This window comes from Streptomyces gardneri (genome assembly GCF_006539185.1).
In the GTDB taxonomy this organism is placed as follows: Bacteria; Actinomycetota; Actinomycetes; order Streptomycetales; family Streptomycetaceae; genus Streptomyces; species Streptomyces gardneri.
The window spans coordinates 1-16,625 of the sequence record NZ_BJMN01000053.1 but is presented as its reverse complement, the minus strand read 5'-3'; the positions used below and the strand labels follow the sequence as shown (position 1 = coordinate 16,625).

General features: G+C 72.4%; 15 protein-coding genes. 9 read left to right on the top strand and 6 right to left on the bottom strand.

The features are described from left to right. Window positions 1–61 precede the first annotated feature (61 nt). The 3 genes from SGA01_RS33630 (at window position 62) to SGA01_RS33620 (ending at window position 3,817) form a co-directional block, all read left to right on the top strand. Window positions 62–1,891, top strand: coding sequence for an acyl-CoA dehydrogenase (locus tag SGA01_RS33630; RefSeq protein WP_141301447.1), 1,830 nt, complete (start codon window positions 62–64; stop codon window positions 1,889–1,891). Between the two features lie 191 nt (window positions 1,892–2,082). Further along, on the top strand, window positions 2,083–3,390 hold the full coding sequence (locus SGA01_RS33625; protein WP_141301445.1) for a M18 family aminopeptidase: 1,308 nt from the start codon (window positions 2,083–2,085) through the stop codon (window positions 3,388–3,390). Window positions 3,391–3,472: 82 nt separating this feature from the next. Continuing rightward, window positions 3,473–3,817: a hypothetical protein gene (locus SGA01_RS33620; protein WP_055642523.1), complete on the top strand. Its 345-nt coding sequence runs from the start codon at window positions 3,473–3,475 to the stop codon at window positions 3,815–3,817. Between the two features lie 65 nt (window positions 3,818–3,882). On the opposite strand, the gene SGA01_RS33615 is transcribed toward SGA01_RS33620, so the two are convergent. Then, window positions 3,883–5,691: an NHL domain-containing thioredoxin family protein gene (locus SGA01_RS33615; protein ID WP_141301443.1), complete on the bottom strand. Its 1,809-nt coding sequence runs from the start codon at window positions 5,689–5,691 to the stop codon at window positions 3,883–3,885. A gap of 144 nt (window positions 5,692–5,835) precedes the next feature. Here SGA01_RS33615 and SGA01_RS41270 point away from each other — a divergent pair, with 144 nt between their 5' ends. From SGA01_RS41270 to SGA01_RS33605, 3 genes are read left to right on the top strand one after another with little or no spacing between them, the layout of a single operon-like run. Beyond that, the gene (locus SGA01_RS41270) at window positions 5,836–7,236 is read left to right on the top strand and encodes a hypothetical protein (protein ID WP_167534236.1); all 1,401 of its coding nucleotides are present in this window, start codon (window positions 5,836–5,838) and stop codon (window positions 7,234–7,236) included. Window positions 7,237–7,238: 2 nt separating this feature from the next. Further along, entirely contained in the window at window positions 7,239–7,991 is a 753-nt protein-coding gene (locus tag SGA01_RS33610; protein ID WP_141301441.1) for a bestrophin-like domain, read from the top strand. 44 nt (window positions 7,992–8,035) lie between these two features. Then, entirely contained in the window at window positions 8,036–8,527 is a 492-nt protein-coding gene (locus SGA01_RS33605; RefSeq protein ID WP_141301439.1) for an LURP-one-related/scramblase family protein, read from the top strand. A gap of 32 nt (window positions 8,528–8,559) precedes the next feature. On the opposite strand, the gene SGA01_RS33600 is transcribed toward SGA01_RS33605, so the two are convergent. Continuing rightward, on the bottom strand, window positions 8,560–9,840 hold the full coding sequence (locus SGA01_RS33600) for a trans-sulfuration enzyme family protein (protein ID WP_141301437.1): 1,281 nt from the start codon (window positions 9,838–9,840) through the stop codon (window positions 8,560–8,562). Between the two features lie 63 nt (window positions 9,841–9,903). Between SGA01_RS33600 and SGA01_RS33595 the strand changes: the two genes are divergently transcribed. Both SGA01_RS33595 and SGA01_RS33590 read left to right on the top strand, forming a co-directional pair. Next, the gene (locus tag SGA01_RS33595; protein WP_141301435.1) at window positions 9,904–11,391 is read left to right on the top strand and encodes an aminotransferase-like domain-containing protein; all 1,488 of its coding nucleotides are present in this window, start codon (window positions 9,904–9,906) and stop codon (window positions 11,389–11,391) included. Between the two features lie 28 nt (window positions 11,392–11,419). Next, on the top strand, window positions 11,420–12,016 hold the full coding sequence (locus SGA01_RS33590) for a hypothetical protein (protein WP_141301433.1): 597 nt from the start codon (window positions 11,420–11,422) through the stop codon (window positions 12,014–12,016). Between the two features lie 117 nt (window positions 12,017–12,133). On the opposite strand, the gene SGA01_RS33585 is transcribed toward SGA01_RS33590, so the two are convergent. Continuing rightward, entirely contained in the window at window positions 12,134–12,937 is an 804-nt protein-coding gene (locus SGA01_RS33585) for a carbon-nitrogen family hydrolase (RefSeq protein WP_141301431.1), read from the bottom strand. A 155-nt stretch (window positions 12,938–13,092) separates the two neighbouring features. Between SGA01_RS33585 and SGA01_RS33580 the strand changes: the two genes are divergently transcribed. After that, a complete protein-coding gene (locus SGA01_RS33580) occupies window positions 13,093–13,920 on the top strand; it encodes a maleylpyruvate isomerase family mycothiol-dependent enzyme (protein ID WP_141301429.1) in 828 nt (275 codons plus the stop codon). A 79-nt stretch (window positions 13,921–13,999) separates the two neighbouring features. On the opposite strand, the gene SGA01_RS33575 is transcribed toward SGA01_RS33580, so the two are convergent. The 3 genes from SGA01_RS33575 to SGA01_RS33565 all read right to left on the bottom strand — a co-directional run bounded on the left by SGA01_RS33575 (window position 14,000) and on the right by SGA01_RS33565 (window position 16,516). Continuing rightward, a complete protein-coding gene (locus SGA01_RS33575; protein ID WP_055642512.1) occupies window positions 14,000–15,310 on the bottom strand; it encodes an MFS transporter in 1,311 nt (436 codons plus the stop codon). Continuing rightward, entirely contained in the window at window positions 15,307–15,960 is a 654-nt protein-coding gene (locus SGA01_RS33570) for a GntR family transcriptional regulator (RefSeq protein WP_174867601.1), read from the bottom strand. Before SGA01_RS33570 ends, SGA01_RS33575 begins: the two co-directional genes overlap by 4 nt. A gap of 73 nt (window positions 15,961–16,033) precedes the next feature. Then, window positions 16,034–16,516 carry a hypothetical protein gene (locus SGA01_RS33565; RefSeq protein ID WP_141301427.1) on the bottom strand — a complete coding sequence of 161 codons (483 nt, stop codon included), beginning with the start codon at window positions 16,514–16,516 and terminating at the stop codon, window positions 16,034–16,036. Window positions 16,517–16,625 lie beyond the last annotated feature (109 nt).

Below are 16,625 nucleotides of genomic sequence, written 5' to 3'. Positions count from 1 at the left end.
TGCTACTCGCTGGTACGTGTAAGAAGAACCTGCCTCCCCGAGTCTTAACGGAGCCGTCGCCATGGGGCACTACAAGTCGAATCTCCGCGACATCGAGTTCAACCTCTTCGAGGTGCTCGGCCGCGACAAGGTGTACGGCACCGGTCCGTTCGAGGAGATGGACGTCGAGACCGCCAAGAGCATCCTCGACGAGATCCGCCGTCTCGCCGAGAACGAGCTCGCGGAGTCCTTCGCCGACGCCGACCGCAACCCGCCGGTCTTCGACCCCGAGACCAACACCGCCCCCGTGCCGGCCTCCTTCAAGAAGTCCTACAAGGCCTTCATGGACTCGGAGTACTGGCGCCTCGGCATCCCCGAGGGCATCGGCGGCACGACCTCCCCGCGCTCCCTCGTCTGGGCCTACGCCGAGCTGCTCCTCGGCTCGAACCCGGCCGTCTGGATGTACTCCTCCGGCCCGGCCTTCGCCGGCGTCCTCTACAACGAGGGCAACGAGGCGCAGAAGAAGGTCGCGCAGATCGCGGTCGAGAAGCGCTGGGGCTCCACCATGGTCCTCACCGAGCCCGACGCCGGCTCGGACGTCGGCGCCGGCCGTACGAAGGCCGTGCAGCAGGAGGACGGCTCCTGGCACATCGAGGGCGTGAAGCGCTTCATCACCTCCGGTGAGCACGACATGGAGGAGAACATCCTCCACTACGTCCTCGCCCGCCCCGAGGGTGCCGGCCCCGGCACCAAGGGCCTCTCCCTCTTCCTCGTCCCGAAGTACGAGTTCGACTGGGAGACCGGCGAGCTGGGCGAGCGCAACGGCGTCTACGCCACCAACGTCGAGCACAAGATGGGCCTCAAGGCCTCCAACACGTGCGAGATGACCTTCGGCGACCAGCACCCCGCCAAGGGCTGGCTCATCGGCGACAAGCACGAGGGCATCCGCCAGATGTTCCTCATCATCGAGTTCGCCCGCATGATGGTCGGCACGAAGGCGATCTCCACCCTCTCCACGGGCTACCTCAACGCCCTGGAGTACGCCAAGGAGCGCGTCCAGGGCACCGACCTGGCCAACTTCATGGACAAGGCCGCCCCCAAGGTCACCATCACGCACCACCCCGACGTCCGCCGCTCGCTGATGACGCAGAAGGCGTACGCCGAGGGCATGCGCTCCCTCGTCCTCTACACGGCCTCCGTGCAGGACGAGATCGCGATCAAGGAAGCGGCCGGCGAGGACATCAAGGCGCTCCACGGCCTGAACGACCTGCTGCTCCCGATCGTCAAGGGATACGGCTCCGAGAAGGGCTACGAGCAGCTCGCGCAGTCGCTCCAGACCTTCGGCGGCTCCGGCTTCCTCCAGGAGTACCCGATCGAGCAGTACATCCGGGACGCCAAGATCGACACCCTCTACGAGGGCACCACGGCCATCCAGGGCCAGGACTTCTTCTTCCGGAAGATCGTCCGCGACCAGGGCGCGTCCCTGAACGCCCTCTCCGAGGAGATCAAGAAGTTCCTCGCGGTCGGCACCGGCGGCGACGACCTGGCCGGCGCCCGTGACGCGCTCGCCAAGGCCGCCGTCGACCTGGAGGCCATCGTCGGCACGATGATCACCGACCTCACCGCCACCGGCGAGGACGTCCGGAACATCTACAAGGTCGGCCTGAACACCACCCGCCTGCTGCTCGCCTCCGGCGACGTCGTCGTCGGCTACCTGCTGCTCAAGGGCGCGGCCGTCGCCGCCGAGAAGCTCGCCGCCGGCGCCACCGGCAAGGACGTCGCCTTCTACCAGGGCAAGATCGCGGCCGCGAAGTTCTTCGCCGCCAACATCCTGCCGGGCGTCTCCGCCGAGCGCGCGCTCGCCGAGGCCGTCGACAACTCGGTGATGGACCTGGACGAGGCCGCGTTCTGAGGAACGCCCCACGTCCAAACGGAACGGCCCGTCCCCGGGGAGGGGGGCGGGCCGTTCCGCTTCCCTGGGCGGATCGTTCCGCCTTCCCGGGGCTGCCTGATCCGGCTTCCCCGGGGCGGGTCGTTCCGCCGTCCCCGGCCCGGATTCCGGGGCCCCCACGTCGCATTCCGGTCCCTGCGTAAGGTGAACCCATGAGCAGCGCAGCCTCCCGTCCCACCGCCGGCCCCTTCGACCGCGGCCACACCGACGACCTCATGTCCTTCCTGACTGCCTCGCCGACGCCGTACCACGCCGTCGCGACCGCCGCCGAGCGGCTGGAGAAGGCAGGCTTCCGGCGCGTCGAGGAGACCGCGGCCTGGGACGGGACGAAGGGCGGGAAGTACCTCGTCCGCGGGGGCGCGATCATCGCCTGGTACGTCCCGGAGGGCGCCACCCCGCACACCCCGTACCGGATCGTCGGCGCACACACCGACTCCCCCAACCTGCGCGTCAAGCCGCAGCCCGACATGGGCGCGCGCGGCTGGCGACAGGTCGCCGTCGAGATCTACGGCGGCCCGCTGCTCAACAGCTGGCTCGACCGCGACCTCGGCCTCGCCGGCCGGCTCACGCTGCGCGACGGGTCCCAGCACCTGGTGAACATCGACCGGCCCCTGCTGCGCGTGCCGCAGCTCGCCGTCCACCTCGACCGCGGCGTCAACGACGGCATGAAGCTGGAGCGCCAGCGCCACATGCAGCCCATCTGGGGCCTCGGCGACGTCCACGAGGGCGACCTGATCGCCTTCGTCGCCGAAGAGGCGGGCGTCGACGCCGAGGACGTCACCGGCTGGGACCTCATGGTCAGCGCCATCGAGGCCCCCGCCTACCTGGGCCGCGACCGCGAACTCCTCGCCGGACCGCGCATGGACAACCTGATCTCGGTGCACGCGGCCGTCGCCGCCCTCTCCGCCGTCGCGGGTCGCGAGGACCTGGAGTACATCCCCGTCCTCGCCGCCTTCGACCACGAGGAGAACGGCTCCGAGGCCGACACCGGCGCCCAGGGCCCCCTCCTCGGCAACGTCCTTGAGCGCTCGGTCTACGCCCGCGGCGGCTCCTACGAGGACCGCGCCCGCGCCCTCGCCGCCTCGATCTGCCTGTCCTCCGACGTCGGCCACGCCGTCCACCCCAACTACGCGGAGCGCCACGACCCGACGCACCACCCGCGCCCCAACGGCGGCCCGATCCTCAAGGTCAACGTCAACCAGCGCTACGCCACCGACGGCGTCGGCCGGGCCGTGTTCGCCGCCGCCTGCGAGAAGGCCGGCGTGCCGTGGCAGTCGTTCGTCTCCAACAACGACATGCCCTGCGGTACGACGATCGGTCCGATCACCGCCGCCCGCCACGGCATCACCACGTTCGACATCGGCATCGCCTGCCTGTCGATGCACAGCGCCCGCGAACTCTGCGGCGCCGACGACCCGTACCTCCTCGCGAACGCGCTGGTCGCCTTCCTGGAGGGCTGAGCTCGCGAAGCAGCCGAGCTCCGCTGAACAGCCGAGCTCAGCGAAACATCCGCGAAAGGTCCCGCCTGGCAGCGTCGTCCCCATGCATCGTCATGAGGGCCCCTCCCGGGGGAAGTTCGCCGCAGGACTCACCGCCGCCGTCGCGCTCGCCGCGACGGCGGCGGGGCTGTTGATCGGCACGTACAACGACCGGCCGCCGTGGGCCACGGACATCGCCTACGAGGGCGGCTTCGTCCAGGCCTCCCGCATCCGCGGGTACGACGTCGACGGCACCCGCACGAAGTCCCTGCTCACCGGGGAGTGCGCGCTCATGGAACGGCAGGGGCTGGGCGGCGCCCGGGCCGCCCACGACCCGGCGGCCTGGGTGGCCGGGTGCCTGGACGGGGCCGCGGGGCGCCCGTCCAGGAACCAGGGACTCGTCCGCTAGGGAGTGTCCGGTCGATCAGGGCCGCCTGGTTGATCAGGCGTCTGCTCGACCAGACATCCGGCCGATCAGACCGTCTCGTCCATACCGGCGAGGATCAACGGCAGCCGGGCGACACCCGTCTCCGTGACCTTCACCGGGACGCCCCAGTCCTGCTGGTGGACGTGACAGGCCGGGTACTCGTTGGCCGGGTCGTCGTCGCAGGAGGCGGCCATCGCGGAGACGTGCAGCACGCCTTCGGTGATCTCCGGGTCGAGATCCAGCTCACGGAAGAGATCGGTCCCGGTGCCCCCGCCGCCGAGCAGCAGCTCCGGCGGGGTCGAGGAGACCAGGAGGCGGGTCGACGGGCCGTACCGCTCGTCCAGCTTCTGCCCGGTCGGGGCCTGGAAGACGATGTCGAGGCGGAGCCGGCCGGGGGCGACCTCGGTCGCCTCGCGCCGGGTGCGGTGGGCGACCGCCTCGACCTGGACGGCCTCCTCGGGGAGGCGCAGCCGGGTCAGCCGGTGCCGGGCGGACTCGACGACCACGATGTCGCCGTCGACGAGGACCGCGCCGCTGGGCTCGCGGAGATCGGTCGCGAGGGTGCTGACCTCGCCGGTGGCCGGGTCGAAGCGGCGCAGGGCGTGGTTGTACGTGTCGCTGACGGCGACCGAGCCGTCGGGGAGGGCGGTCACGCCGAGCGGGTGCTGGAGCAGGGCCTGACCGGCCTCGCCGTCCCGGTGGCCGAAGTCGAAGAGCCCGGTGCCGACGGCAGTGTGCACGGCGTACCCGTCGCCGTCCCGCTCGATCCAGCGGACGGCGCTGGTCTCGGAGTCGGCGATCCACAGCCGGTCCTCGGTGGCGGCGAGCCCGGACGGCTGCGCGAACCATGCCTCGGCGGCCGGGCCGTCGAGGAGTCCCTCGTTCGTCGTCCCGGCGGCGACCTCGACGGTCCCGCTCGCGGGGTCGTACGTCCAGAGCTGGTGGACGCCGGCCATGGCGATCCACACCTTGCCCTGCCACCAGGCGACGTCCCACGGCGAGGACAGGTCGACCTCCAGGGCGGGCCCGGAGGTCGGGGACCCCTGCCACCACTGCTTCCCGGTGCCGGCGACGAGCTCGATGGCACCGGTCTCCGGGTCGAAGACGCGCAGGGCGTGGTTGACGGTGTCGGCGACGACGACCTTGCTGTCGGGCAGCAGCGCGAGGCCCTGGGGCTCCCGGAACACGCCTTCGCCGATCCGCCGCACGACGGTCTCGCCGTCCGCGGCCAGCTCGACGAGCTGGTGCCGGGTGGTGTCGGAGACGAGGAGGTTCCCGGACGGCAGCAGGACCGCCTTGCCGGGGAAGCGCAGATCGGTGGCGACCGGCTCCGGCGCCACGTACGGCCCGTCCCCGCGCCGCAGCGTCCCCTTGGCCTCGTGCTCGGCCTCCAGCTCCTCGACGAGCGTCCGGATCGCGTTGGCATGCCCCTCACCGGCGTGCTGGGCGACGACGTACCCCTCGGGGTCGATCACGACGAGCGTCGGCCAGGCCCGGACGGCGTACTGCTTCCAGGTCGCGAGCTCCGGGTCGTCGAGCACGGGGTGATGCACCTCGTACCGCTCGACGGCATCGACGACGGCCTGATGCTCGGCCTCGTGCACGAACTTCGGCGAGTGCACACCGACGATGACGAGGGTGTCGCGGTGCTTCTCCTCCAGATCACGCAGCTCGTCGAGGACGTGCAGGCAATTCACACAGCAGAAGGTCCAGAAATCGAGCAGAACGATCTTCCCTCGCAGGTCGGCGAGGGTGAGGTCGTCTCCTCCCGTGTTCAGCCAGCCGCCCTTGCCGATCAGCTCGGGGGCGCGGACACGGGCACGGCGGGGCGCGGGTGCGGGCGCGGAGTCGGTCATGGGTCAAGGGTGCCGTACGGGTGGAAAGTGAGAGCCGGGTGGGGCGGGGGTGCGTGTCCGGGGGTGGAGTCGGGCGCGGGGCTGGTCAGCATGGCGGGCATGGCCGAGCGCGCGAGCAGATCATCGGACTATTACCGCCATCGGGTGAGCGGTGGGCTCTTGGTGGGGCTGCTCGTCCTGCCCTGTCTTGCCCTTCCCGGGCTGCTGCCCGCGGCCTGGGCAGGTGGGGCCGGGGACGGGGCGTTGCGGATGACCGTGACCGTGAACGGGCGGGGGCACAGCGGGCTGCGGCCGCCGACCGTACGTGTCGGGGCGCAGGTCGTGAAGCGGTATCGCCTCGTGAACAGCGGGGAGGCCCATCTGTACGGGGTCCGGGTCGTCGATCCGGCCGTGCCCGCCGGGGCCGTGCGCTGCCCCGGGCGCACGCTCGCCGCGCTCGGGGAGCTGGAGTGCGTCGCCCGGTTCCGGGCGGTCGGCGGGGTGCGCCGGGCCACCGCGCGCGTGGAGGGCGACATCCCGTCCCTGCAGCGCCGGCTCGCCGCGACCGCCCGCACCGGATACGTCGGGGTCGCCGGCGGCCTCCGCCTCACCGAACGCGTCACCGTCTCCGCCCCGGGACGGAGCGGGCGGAGCCTCGCGGTGGCGTGGGGGTCGGCCACCGTCGCGTACACCGTGACCAACCACGGCAACCGGCCGCTCCACGCGGTACGGATCGGCGACCCTGGTCTCGGCCTCGCGCCCGGTGCCACCGACTGCGGGGCGGGCGGCGGGGCCGTCGCCGTCCTCGCGCCCGGTGCCTCGGCCCGCTGCACGGCCGTCGTACGGCGGTCCCCGGGCACCCACCGGAGCACCGGGGTCGCCTCCGGCAGCGACCGGATCACCACCTACGGGCCCCGCGGCGAGCGCCTCCCCGCGCCCGTCCTCACCGCCCGGTCCTCGGCCGTCTTCACCCTCCCGTCACGCGCGAGCACCCCGACGTCGGCGGTTCCGGTGAAGCCGAAGGCGGCAGCGGGGAGCGGTGGGGCGCCTGGGAGGCCTGCTGCTTCCGGGGGTGTCGGGGTGCCCAGGGGGGCGGCTGAGGTTGTGGGTGCGACTGGGGCAGCGGGGGCTGTGGGTGTGCCTGGGGCCGTTGGGGCTGTGGGTGGGGCTGGGGCTGGGGCTGCCGGTGCTCCTGCTGCTCCTGCTGGGGCTGCCGGTGCTCCCGCTGCTCTTGCTGCGCCTGCTGGGGCTGCCGGAGTGGCTCCTGGTGTCGCTGCCGAGGGGGTTCCCGTACTCCCTCCGGCACCGGCCCCGCCGCCCCCGGCCGCCGCCCTCGCCGTCCCTTCCGACTCCCTCGCATCATCCGCCCTCGCCGCCGAGCAGCGGTCCGACGGCACCGCGCCGCCCTCCGCCCGCCGCGCCGCCGGCCTCGACAACGAAGGTTTCCTCGGGCGGCTGCGGCGCCGCGGCCGGGAGGCGAGTGAGCTCGGGATCGTGATCATCCTGCTGCTGCTCCTGATCCCCGCGGCCATCGCCGCCGCGCTCCTCGGCAACCGGCGGGGCTGACCGTGGCCCTCTTCGAGACGCTGGTCGTCGTCCTCGGCGTCGCGTTCGTCGCGGCCCTCGCCGTCGTCGTCAAGACCAGGCTCTTCCCGGTCGGCGAGGACGAGGAACCCCGCGAGGACGTCGCCGAGTACATCGCCATGATGGTGTCGGTCCTCTACGCCGTCGTCCTCGGCCTCTGCCTGGTCTCCGTCTGGGACACCCGCTCCTCCGCGGCCGACCACGTCCAGGCCGAGGCGAGCGCCCTGCACCAGACGTATCTGCTCGCGGACGCGCTCCCCGCCGACCGGCGGCAGCCGCTGCGCGACACGGCCCGTTCGTACGCGAACCACGTCGTCGACGTCGAGTGGCCGGCGATGGCCGCCCGCGAGCCCCTCGACACCTCCGGCTGGACGCTGCTCGAACAGCTGAGGCGCGCGAGCGAGGTGTCCGACTCCGACAAGGTGTCCGAGCACATCGCGGCCCAGGAGGTGCTCGCCCAGCTCGGTTACGTCGACGACGCCCGGCGCGGCCGGGAGGCGGCGGCGCAGGAGCGGCTCTCCCCGGTGCTGTGGACGGGTCTCCTCATCGGCGGCGCGCTGACGCTGGCGTTCATGTTCCTCTTCGGGATCAAGAAGAGCACGACCCATGTGGTGATGGTGATGGGCCTGTCCGGGTTCATCGCGTTCACGGTGCTGCTGATCCATCAGTTGAACTCGCCCTTCGGCGAGATGCTCGGCGCGACTCCGGACGCCTTCGTCCGCTACTTCGGCGCGTGAGATCCACCGCGTGAGAAACAAAGCTTTGGGGCAGGCATATCCGCGTGAAATACCTCGTACGGGACAAGATCTTCGCGATCGGCGACGACTACTGGATCGAGGACGAGCAGGGCCGCCACGCCTTCCTCGTCGACGGCAAGGCCATGCGGCTGCGCGACACCCTGGAGCTGAAGGGTCCTGACGGGCAGGTGCTGATCACCCTGCGCCAGAAGGTGTTCAGCCTGCGGGACTCGATGACGATCGAGCGGGACGGGCAGCCCCTCGCGAGCATCCGCCGCAAGCGGCTCTCGCTCCTGCGCAACCACTACCGGGTGACCCTCGTCGAGGGCACCGAACTGGACGTCAGCGGGCGGATCCTGGACCGGGAGTTCACCGTCGAGTACGACGGCGAACTCCTGGCCCACATCTCCCGCCAGTGGTTCCACGTCCGCGAGACGTACGCCGTGAACGTGGTCCGTGAGGACGCGGACGCGGCCCTGCTCGTCGCCGTGGCCGTGTGCGTGATCCGGATGGCCGAGCGGGAGCGCGAGGGCTGAACCAACCGGTCGGCCGGCGGGGGACCCGCCCGCTACCCGGCCTTCGCCAGGGCCTGCTCCAAGGCCTGCTCCAGGTCCGTCCACAGGTCCTCGACGTGCTCGATGCCGACCGAGATCCTGACCGTGCCCGGGCCGATGCCCGCCGCCGCCAGGGCCTCCGCGTCGAGCTGGTGGTGCGAGGTGGAGGCCGGGTGCATGACCAGGGTCTTCACGTCGCCCAGGGAGACGCTCAGCGACGCCACGCGCACCGCCTCGACGAAGATCCGGCCCGCCTCCCGGCCGCCCGCGAGATCGACCGAGATCACCCCGCCGCCCCCGTCCGGCAGCAGCCGCTCGGCGATCTCCCGGTCCGGGTGGCTCGCGAGCGCGGGGTGCCGGACGGCCGCGACCGCCGGGTGCGCGGCGAGCCGGGCGCCGAGCTCGGCGGCGTTCGCGCACTGGCGCGCGATGCGCAGCGACAGGGTCTGCATGCCGCGCAGGGTGAGCCAGGCCGCGAACGGGTCGGTGGACGCGCCCTGTTCGACCGTGTGGCGGCGGACACTGCGGTGGAGCTCGGGGTCCTTGAAGACGGCCATGCCGCCGAGGACGTCCGCGTGGCCCGCGAGGTACTTGGTCGCGGAGTGGACGACGATGTCGGCGCCGTGGTGGAGGGGCCGGCAGAGCAGCGGGGAGGCGAAGGTGTTGTCGACGACGACCGGCACCCCGGCCTCGCCCGCGACGGCGGCGAGCGCGGGCAGGTCGGAGACGCGGGTGGTCGGGTTGGCGATGGTCTCCAGGTAGAGGAGCCGGGTCTCGGGGCGCAGGGCCTCCCGGACCTCCTCCGGGTCCGTGCCGGAGACGTAGGTGACGTCGACGCCCCAGCGCGTGGCGAGGTCGGTGAGGACCGCGTACGTACCGCCGTACAGGCAGGTCTGGGCGATGACATGGCCTCCGCTGCCGAGCAGGGCGTGGAGGATGCCGCTGATCGCGCCCATGCCGGAGGCGAAGGAGAGTCCGGCGGCCCCGCCTTCGAGGCGGGCCACGGCGTCCTCCAGGGTGCGGACGGTGGGGTTGCCGTGCCGGCTGTACATGAACGCGTCGGGGGAGGTGAAGGCCTCGGCGAGGGCGTCGGCCGAGTCGAAGGCGAAGACGTGGCCCTGGTGGAGCGGGACGCCGAGCGGCCTGCTGCCGGTGATCTCGACGTGCGGCGGGTGCACGGCGAGGGTCTCGGGGCGGATCTCGGGCCGGATCGCCTCGGGGTGCGCAGACGTTGCGGCGGGGACGGGCGTGGGAGCGGAATCGGCGGGCGCGGAAGCGGAGTCGGCGTGGCTCATGCGGACAGTCTCCGGACCGGGCGTTTGCCTTCCCAGGTCCAATCCCGGCAGATTGGTTCGGCAATGGAGCCAATCAGCCTCTCCCCGCACACGATCGACGCGCTGGTCGCCCGGCTCGGCCGCTGGTCCGCCGGGCGCGGCCCGCTCTACCTCCTGCTCGCCGCCCGGCTGCGCCGCCTGATCGACGAGGGGGCGCTGCCGCCCGGCGCCGCGCTGCCCCCGGACCGGCGGCTCGCGGCGGCCCTCGCCGTGGGCCGTACGACGGTCGTCGCCGCCTACGACACGCTCCGTCAGGAGGGGCGGCTCGTACGGCGCCAGGGCAGCGGCACCCGGGTCGCCCGGGCGGCTCTCGCGCCGGAACGGCCCCGGGTGACCGAGACATCCAACCCGCTCTTCCTGCATCTCCTGGAGTCGCCCGACGACGTGATCCTGCTGAGCTGCGCCGCGCCCTCGCAGCCGCCGCCCGAGCTGGCGGAGGCGTACAACTCCCTCGTCCTGCCGGACGCGGACCTCGGCTACCACCCGGCCGGGCTCGGGGCGCTGCGGGCGGCGGTCGCCGCGCGGTACGAGGCGCGGGGTGTGCCGACCGGTCCGGAGCGGATCCTGGTCACCACCGGCGCCCAGCAGGGGCTCTCGCTGCTCACCCGGCTGCTGCTCGCGCCCGGCGACGGGGTGCTGGTGGAGGCGCCGACGTATCCGGGGGCGCTCGATCTCTTCCGGGAGGCGGCGGCCGTACCGCTGCCGGTGGCGGTGGGTCCCGACGGTGTGGACGTGGCGGAGGCGGTGCGGGTGATGGAGCGTCACCGTCCGGCCCTCGCCTATGTCGTGCCCCGCTTCCAGAACCCGACCGGGACCGTCCTCCCGCCGCTCGCCGCCCGCCGGCTCGTCGAGGCGGCGAACGCGCTGGGCGTGCCGCTCGTCGACGACGAGGTCCTCGCCGACCTGGCCTTCGACGCGGACGCGACGACGACACCGGCCGGGGTCCCGTCCTCCGGCGTCCCGTCCGCCGCGTACGGCGAGGTGATCTCCGTCGGCTCGCTGAGCAAGGTGGTGTGGGGCGGGCTGCGGATCGGCTGGGTGCGGGGTCCGGCGCCGCTGATCGCCCGGCTCGCCCGGCTCAAGGCCCTCCACGACCTGGGCAGCGACCTCCCGTCCCAACTGGTCGCGATCCGCCTCCTCGACGACTTCGCCCCCGTCCTCGCCGCCCGGACCGCGGCGGTGCGCGCGGGCCACGACCACCTCAGGGCCGAGCTCGCCCGGCGGCTGCCCTCCTGGTCCTGCGCGCCGACGACGGGCGGCCAGACGCTGTGGGTACGGCTCCCGCACGGCGACGGCGTCTCCTTCGCCCAACTCGCCCTCCGGCACGGGGTCGCCGTCCTCCCGGGCGCCACGGCCGACGCCCTCGGCGGCAGTCTCCGCCACCTCAGGCTCCACTTCCTCGCTCCGCCCGAGGTCCTGACGGAGGCGGTACGGAGGCTGGCGGCGGCCTGGGCGGAGTACGCTCCGGGCCCGGATCCGGAGCGCGCGTCGCTCCATGCGATCGTCGTCTGAAGAGCACGCACGAGGCCGAGGGGGCGCCATGCACACCACCGTCACGCCGTTCACGCTGCGCCCATGGCGCGAGGGCAAGGGGTACGAGCGGAAGGCCGGCTGGCAGGGCGCGTCCGTCGAGTTCGGCGAGATCACGGTGGAAGCGCCGCTGCGCCGGACGGTGCCGGAGGTGGTGATGTCGGAGCTGCGGGGCGGGCTGGTCCCGCCGGCCTCGTACGAGGCGCGGGGCATCCACACGGACGTGGTCCGGCTGCCGACCCTGAACCGCGCGACCCTCCGCGTCGGCGACGCCCATGTGTACGTGTCGCGGAATCGTTTCGGCGCGACCGCCAGGCAGCGGGGGCTGAACCTGCGGTACGGCGGTGACCGATACCGGCTGTGGGCCGTGAACCGGCGCTCCTGGATGCTCACCCGGGAGGCGGACGCCGAGGACCCGGGCGTCACCGTGTCCGTACGCGGAAAGCGACGGCAGCTGGACGTGACGGTGGCGGGCCGCGCGGCGGCGGCGGACCTGTCCCTGGCGCTGATCTTCGCGGGGGTGGACCGCGCGGCGCTCACCCGGGGCGGGGCGGTCCGCGCGGGCTTCTCCCGCATCACGCAGTTCTGGGCGGAGAGCCAGTACTAGAGGCGGACGCGCAGCGCGCCCGCCTCCGACTTCAGCCGCCCGGCGTCAGGCACCGAGAGCCGGCCGCCGAGCCTCAACCACCCATCCGCCCGAGCCGCCCGCCCCCAGGCCCAGGCGTCAGCCGCGGCGCGCGGGCGGTGCCGTGACGCCCAGGACCCGGTCCTTGAGCGCCGGGAACTGCTCGCGCGTCGTCGTCACCTTCGCCGGGTCGAGGACGACCCGCAGGATCTCCTCGTCCGGGCCCGCCTCCGCGAGGACCTCGCCCCACGGGTCGACGACGATCGAGTGCCCGGCCTGTTCGACGCCCGCGTGGGTGCCGGCGGTGCCGCAGGCGAGGACGTACGCCTGGTTCTCGACCGCCCGCGCCCGGGCGAGGAGCGTCCAGTGCCCGCGGCGGAGCGCGGGCCAGCCGGCCGGGACGACGAAGGCCTGGGCGCCCGCGTCGACGAGGCCGCGGAAGAGCTCGGGGAAGCGCAGGTCGTAGCAGGTGCCGACGCCGAGCGTGAGGTGCGGCAGGTCGACGGTGACCAGGTCCTCCCCGGCGGCCATCAGCACCGCCTCGCCCTTGTCGAAGCCGAAGCGGTGGATCTTGCGGTAGGAGGCGGCGAGTTCGCCGTCGGGGGAGAGGACCAGCGAGGTGTTGTAGAGGGCGCCGCCCTCCGCCTCGACGAAGGAGCCGGCGTGCAGCCAGACCCCGGCGTCCCGCGCGGCCTCCGCCATCACCCGGTGGGTGGGGCCGTTCAGCGGCTCGGACTCGGCGGCGAAGAGGTCGGACGCGAAGGCGCCGACGGTCCACAGTTCCGGCAGGACGACAAGGTCGGCGTGGCCGGATTCCTCCCGTACGAGACGGGCCACGCGGGCCCGTCGGTCGTCGACCGGTTCGTCCGGGTCTACCGCGATCTGGATCAGCGAGGCGCGCACACTACCACCGTCCTGGCATTCGAGCCGTCAACACCGGCCTACGATCGTCACACGAAAGCACTGCCGGGGTGCCTTCGGGCAGCGTAACTTAGCGTCCGAGCCTCCCACCCAGTCGTGTTTTCAGCCCGCGCACCGAAGAACCGCCGAGGGGTCCCGTGACCGTCCATCCCAGCCTCCAGAACTACGCCGACGCCTGGACCCACTCCATCGAGGCGATAGCCGAGCTGGTGCAGCCGCTTGTGGAGGGCGAGTGGAACCGGCCTACTCCGTGCATCGGCTGGTCGGTTCGGGACATCGTCTCCCATGTCATCGGCATGGAGACGGAGATGCTCGGCGACCCGCGCCCGATCCACTCCCTGCCGCGCGATCTGTACCACGTACGCAGCGACTTCGCCCGCTACATGGAAGTCCAGGTCGATGTGCGGCGGCACCACACCGCGCCGGAGATGACCTCGGAGCTGGAGTACATCCTGATCCGCCGGGCCCGGCAGCTCCGCAACGAGAACCGCTCCCCCGAGCACCAGATCCGCGCCCCCCTCGGCGCCGAGCAGTCCCTGGAACTGGCCTACCGGATGCGCGCCTTCGACGTGTGGGTGCACGAGCAGGACCTGCGGACCGCGCTCGGCGTGCCGGGCAACCTGGACTCGGCCGGCGCGCACGTCACGCGGGACGTGCTCCTGGAGGCGCTCCCGAAGGTCGTCGCCAAGGACGCCGGGGCGCCCGCCTCCTCGGCGGTGGTGCTCGACGTGACCGGCCCGGTGGAGTTCCTGCGGACCGTGCGGGTCGACGCGGACGGCCGGGGCTCGGTCGACGGCGCGCCCTCGCTGGGCCCGGCGGTGACGCTCGCGACGGACTGGGAGACGTTCGTACGGCTCGCCTGCGGCCGCGTCCGGCCGGCCGACGTCGCCGACCGGATCAAGACGGAGGGCGACGAGGGCCTGGCGCGGGCGATCCTCGACAACTTCGCGGTGACGCCCCGCTGATGCGGAAACGTCCCGCTGATGCGATGACGCCCATCCGATGCGGTGACGTCCCGCTGATCCGGTGACGCCCCGCTGATGCTCAGGCCGGTACGTGCACGGCCTCCACGCGGCTCGCGACGAGCCGTTCCCGTTCCCTGCGGTGGGTGCGGGCCTTGAGGCGCAGGATCTGCACGACGCCGACCGCCTCCAGGACGAAGACCGACGAGAACGCGATCCGGTAGTTGCCTCCGGTCGCGTCGAGCAGCACGCCGACGGCGAGCAGCGTCGTCATCGAGGCGACGAAACCACCCATGTTGACGATGCCCGAGGCGGTGCCCTGACGCTCCGGCGGATTGGCCGGGCGCGCGAAGTCGAAGCCGATCATCGAGGCCGGTCCGCAGGCCCCGAGGACCAGGCAGAGGGTGATCAGCAGCCACATCGGGGCGTGGTCGCCGGGGTACGCGAGGGTGGTCCCCCACAGGAGTGCGGTGGCCGCGACCGTACCGAGGGCGAGCGGGGCCCGGGCCTTGTGGTGGCGGGCGATGATCTGCCCGTAGGCGAGGCCGACGACCATGTTCGAGAGCACGACCAGGGTCAGCAGCTCGCCCGCCGTGCCGCGGGACAGCCCCTGCGCCTCGACGAGGTACGGCAGCCCCCACAGCAGCAGGAACACCATGGCAGGGAACTGGGTCGTGAAGTGGACCCACATCCCGAGGCGGGTGCCGGGCTCCCGCCACGACTGGGCGATCTGGCGGCGTACGAACGCGGCGCCGGCGTGCTGGGCGGGCTCGGGCTCGTACCCCTCGGGGTGGTCCTTGAGGAAGAGCAGCAGCAGGACGAGGACGAGGACACCCGCGAGCGAGCTGCCGACGAAGGTGGTCGTCCAGCCGAGGCCGTGCAGGGCGCGGGCGATGAAGACGGTCGAGACGAGGTTGCCGGCCATGCCGAAGAGGGCGGCGACCTGGCCGATGAGCGGGCCGCGCCGGGCGGGGAACCAGCGGCTGCCGAGCCGCAGGACGCTGATGAAGGTCATGGCGTCGCCGCAGCCGAGGAGCGCGCGGGAGGCGAGCGCCGTGCCGTAGGTGGGCGAGAGCGCGAAGCCCAGCTGGCCGAGGGTGAAGAGCAGGACCCCGATGACCAGGACCTTCTTGGTGCCGAGCCGGTCGACCATGAGCCCGACGGGTATCTGCATGCCCGCGTAGACGAGCAGCTGGAGTATGGAGAAGGTCGAGAGCGCGGAGGCGTTGACGTCGAAGCGGTCGGCGGCGTCGAGTCCGGCGACGCCCAGGGACGTGCGGAAGATGACGGCGACGAAGTAGACGGCGACACCGACGCCCCAGACGAGGGCGGCCCGGCGGCCGCCGGGAGGGTCGCCGGGGAGGGTGACGGCGGAGCCGTAGGACCTGCTCACCGGTCCTCACCCCGGACCAGGACCTTGACCCAGCTGAGGTGCTGGCGGACGCAGTGGGCCGCGCCCTCCACGTCGCCGGCGCGGATCCGGTCGAGGATCTCGGCGTGTTCGGTGATGTTCTTGGCGATCCGGTCCGGCTGGGACTGCATCACGGCGACGCCCATGCGGAGCTGGCGGTCGCGGAGCTGGTCGTAGAGGCGGGAGAGGATCTGGTTGCCGGCGTGGCGGACGATCTCGGCGTGGAAGCAGCGGTCGGTGATCGCGACCTCGGCGAGGTCCCCGGCCTCCGCGCGCCGCTTCTGCTCCTCCAGGAGCTCTTCGAGCCGCTCGATCAGCGCGGCGGACGCGGGCACGGCCCGGCGGACCGCGAACTCCTCGACGAGCAGCCGGGTCTCGACGACGTCGGCGATCTCCTGGGCGGAGACGGCCAGGACGAGGGCGCCCTTCTTCGGGTAGAGCTTGAGCAGCCCTTCCATCTCCAGCTTGAGCAGCGCCTCGCGGACGGGGGTCCTGGACACCCCGACGGCCTGGGCGAGTTCGCCCTCGGTGAGGAGGGTGCCTCCCTCGTACCGCCGGTCGAGTACGGCCTGCTTGACGTGCATGTAGACGCGGTCGGCAGCGGGGGCCTGCTTGGCGGGAGCGGATGGCATGCGCACAGCATAGATACAACAGAGGTGCAACAGATCCCCCCGTCCGCATCGTGGACGAGGGAGAGTGCCGGCTCTAGAGCCGATGGGCGTAGTAGTCCGCGCCGCCGACGAGGACGGAGGTGAAGCACACGGGCAGACCGCTCTCGGTCCGCTTGACCTCCTGGGAGGTGCGGCGGGTGAAGCCGAGCGAGAGGCCGGGGACGAACGGGTCCTCGCCGTCGGCGTCGTGCACCGGGAGGCCCCGCTCTTCGAGACCCCGCAGCAGCTCGTCGGCGGAGGTACGGAACACGTCGGCGCCGTCGAGGAGTACGCGCGTGGAGGTCTCCTTCCCTTCGCCCGGGCACCACAGCTCGACGGCTGTGACCGCGTTCCCGTCCTCCAGGAGCGCCTCTACCCCCACCAGGTCGCAGGACGTCAGGACCGTCACCAGGACGCGCTTCGACCAGGTGCGCACCCGGGACCCACCCCAGGGCTCCACGACCGCCACGGCCTCGTCGACTGTCATGCCGATGCCCAGAGGCCCGGCGCCGTGCGGTGGTTCGAGGTGGATGTCCATGCCCTCAACCCAAACATCCGGTGGCGGCTGCTGCCACCACCGGATGTTTCACGTGAAACGGGCGAACCCGCCTGCTGTCAGGCCCAGGTGATGAGGCGCTTCGGCTGTT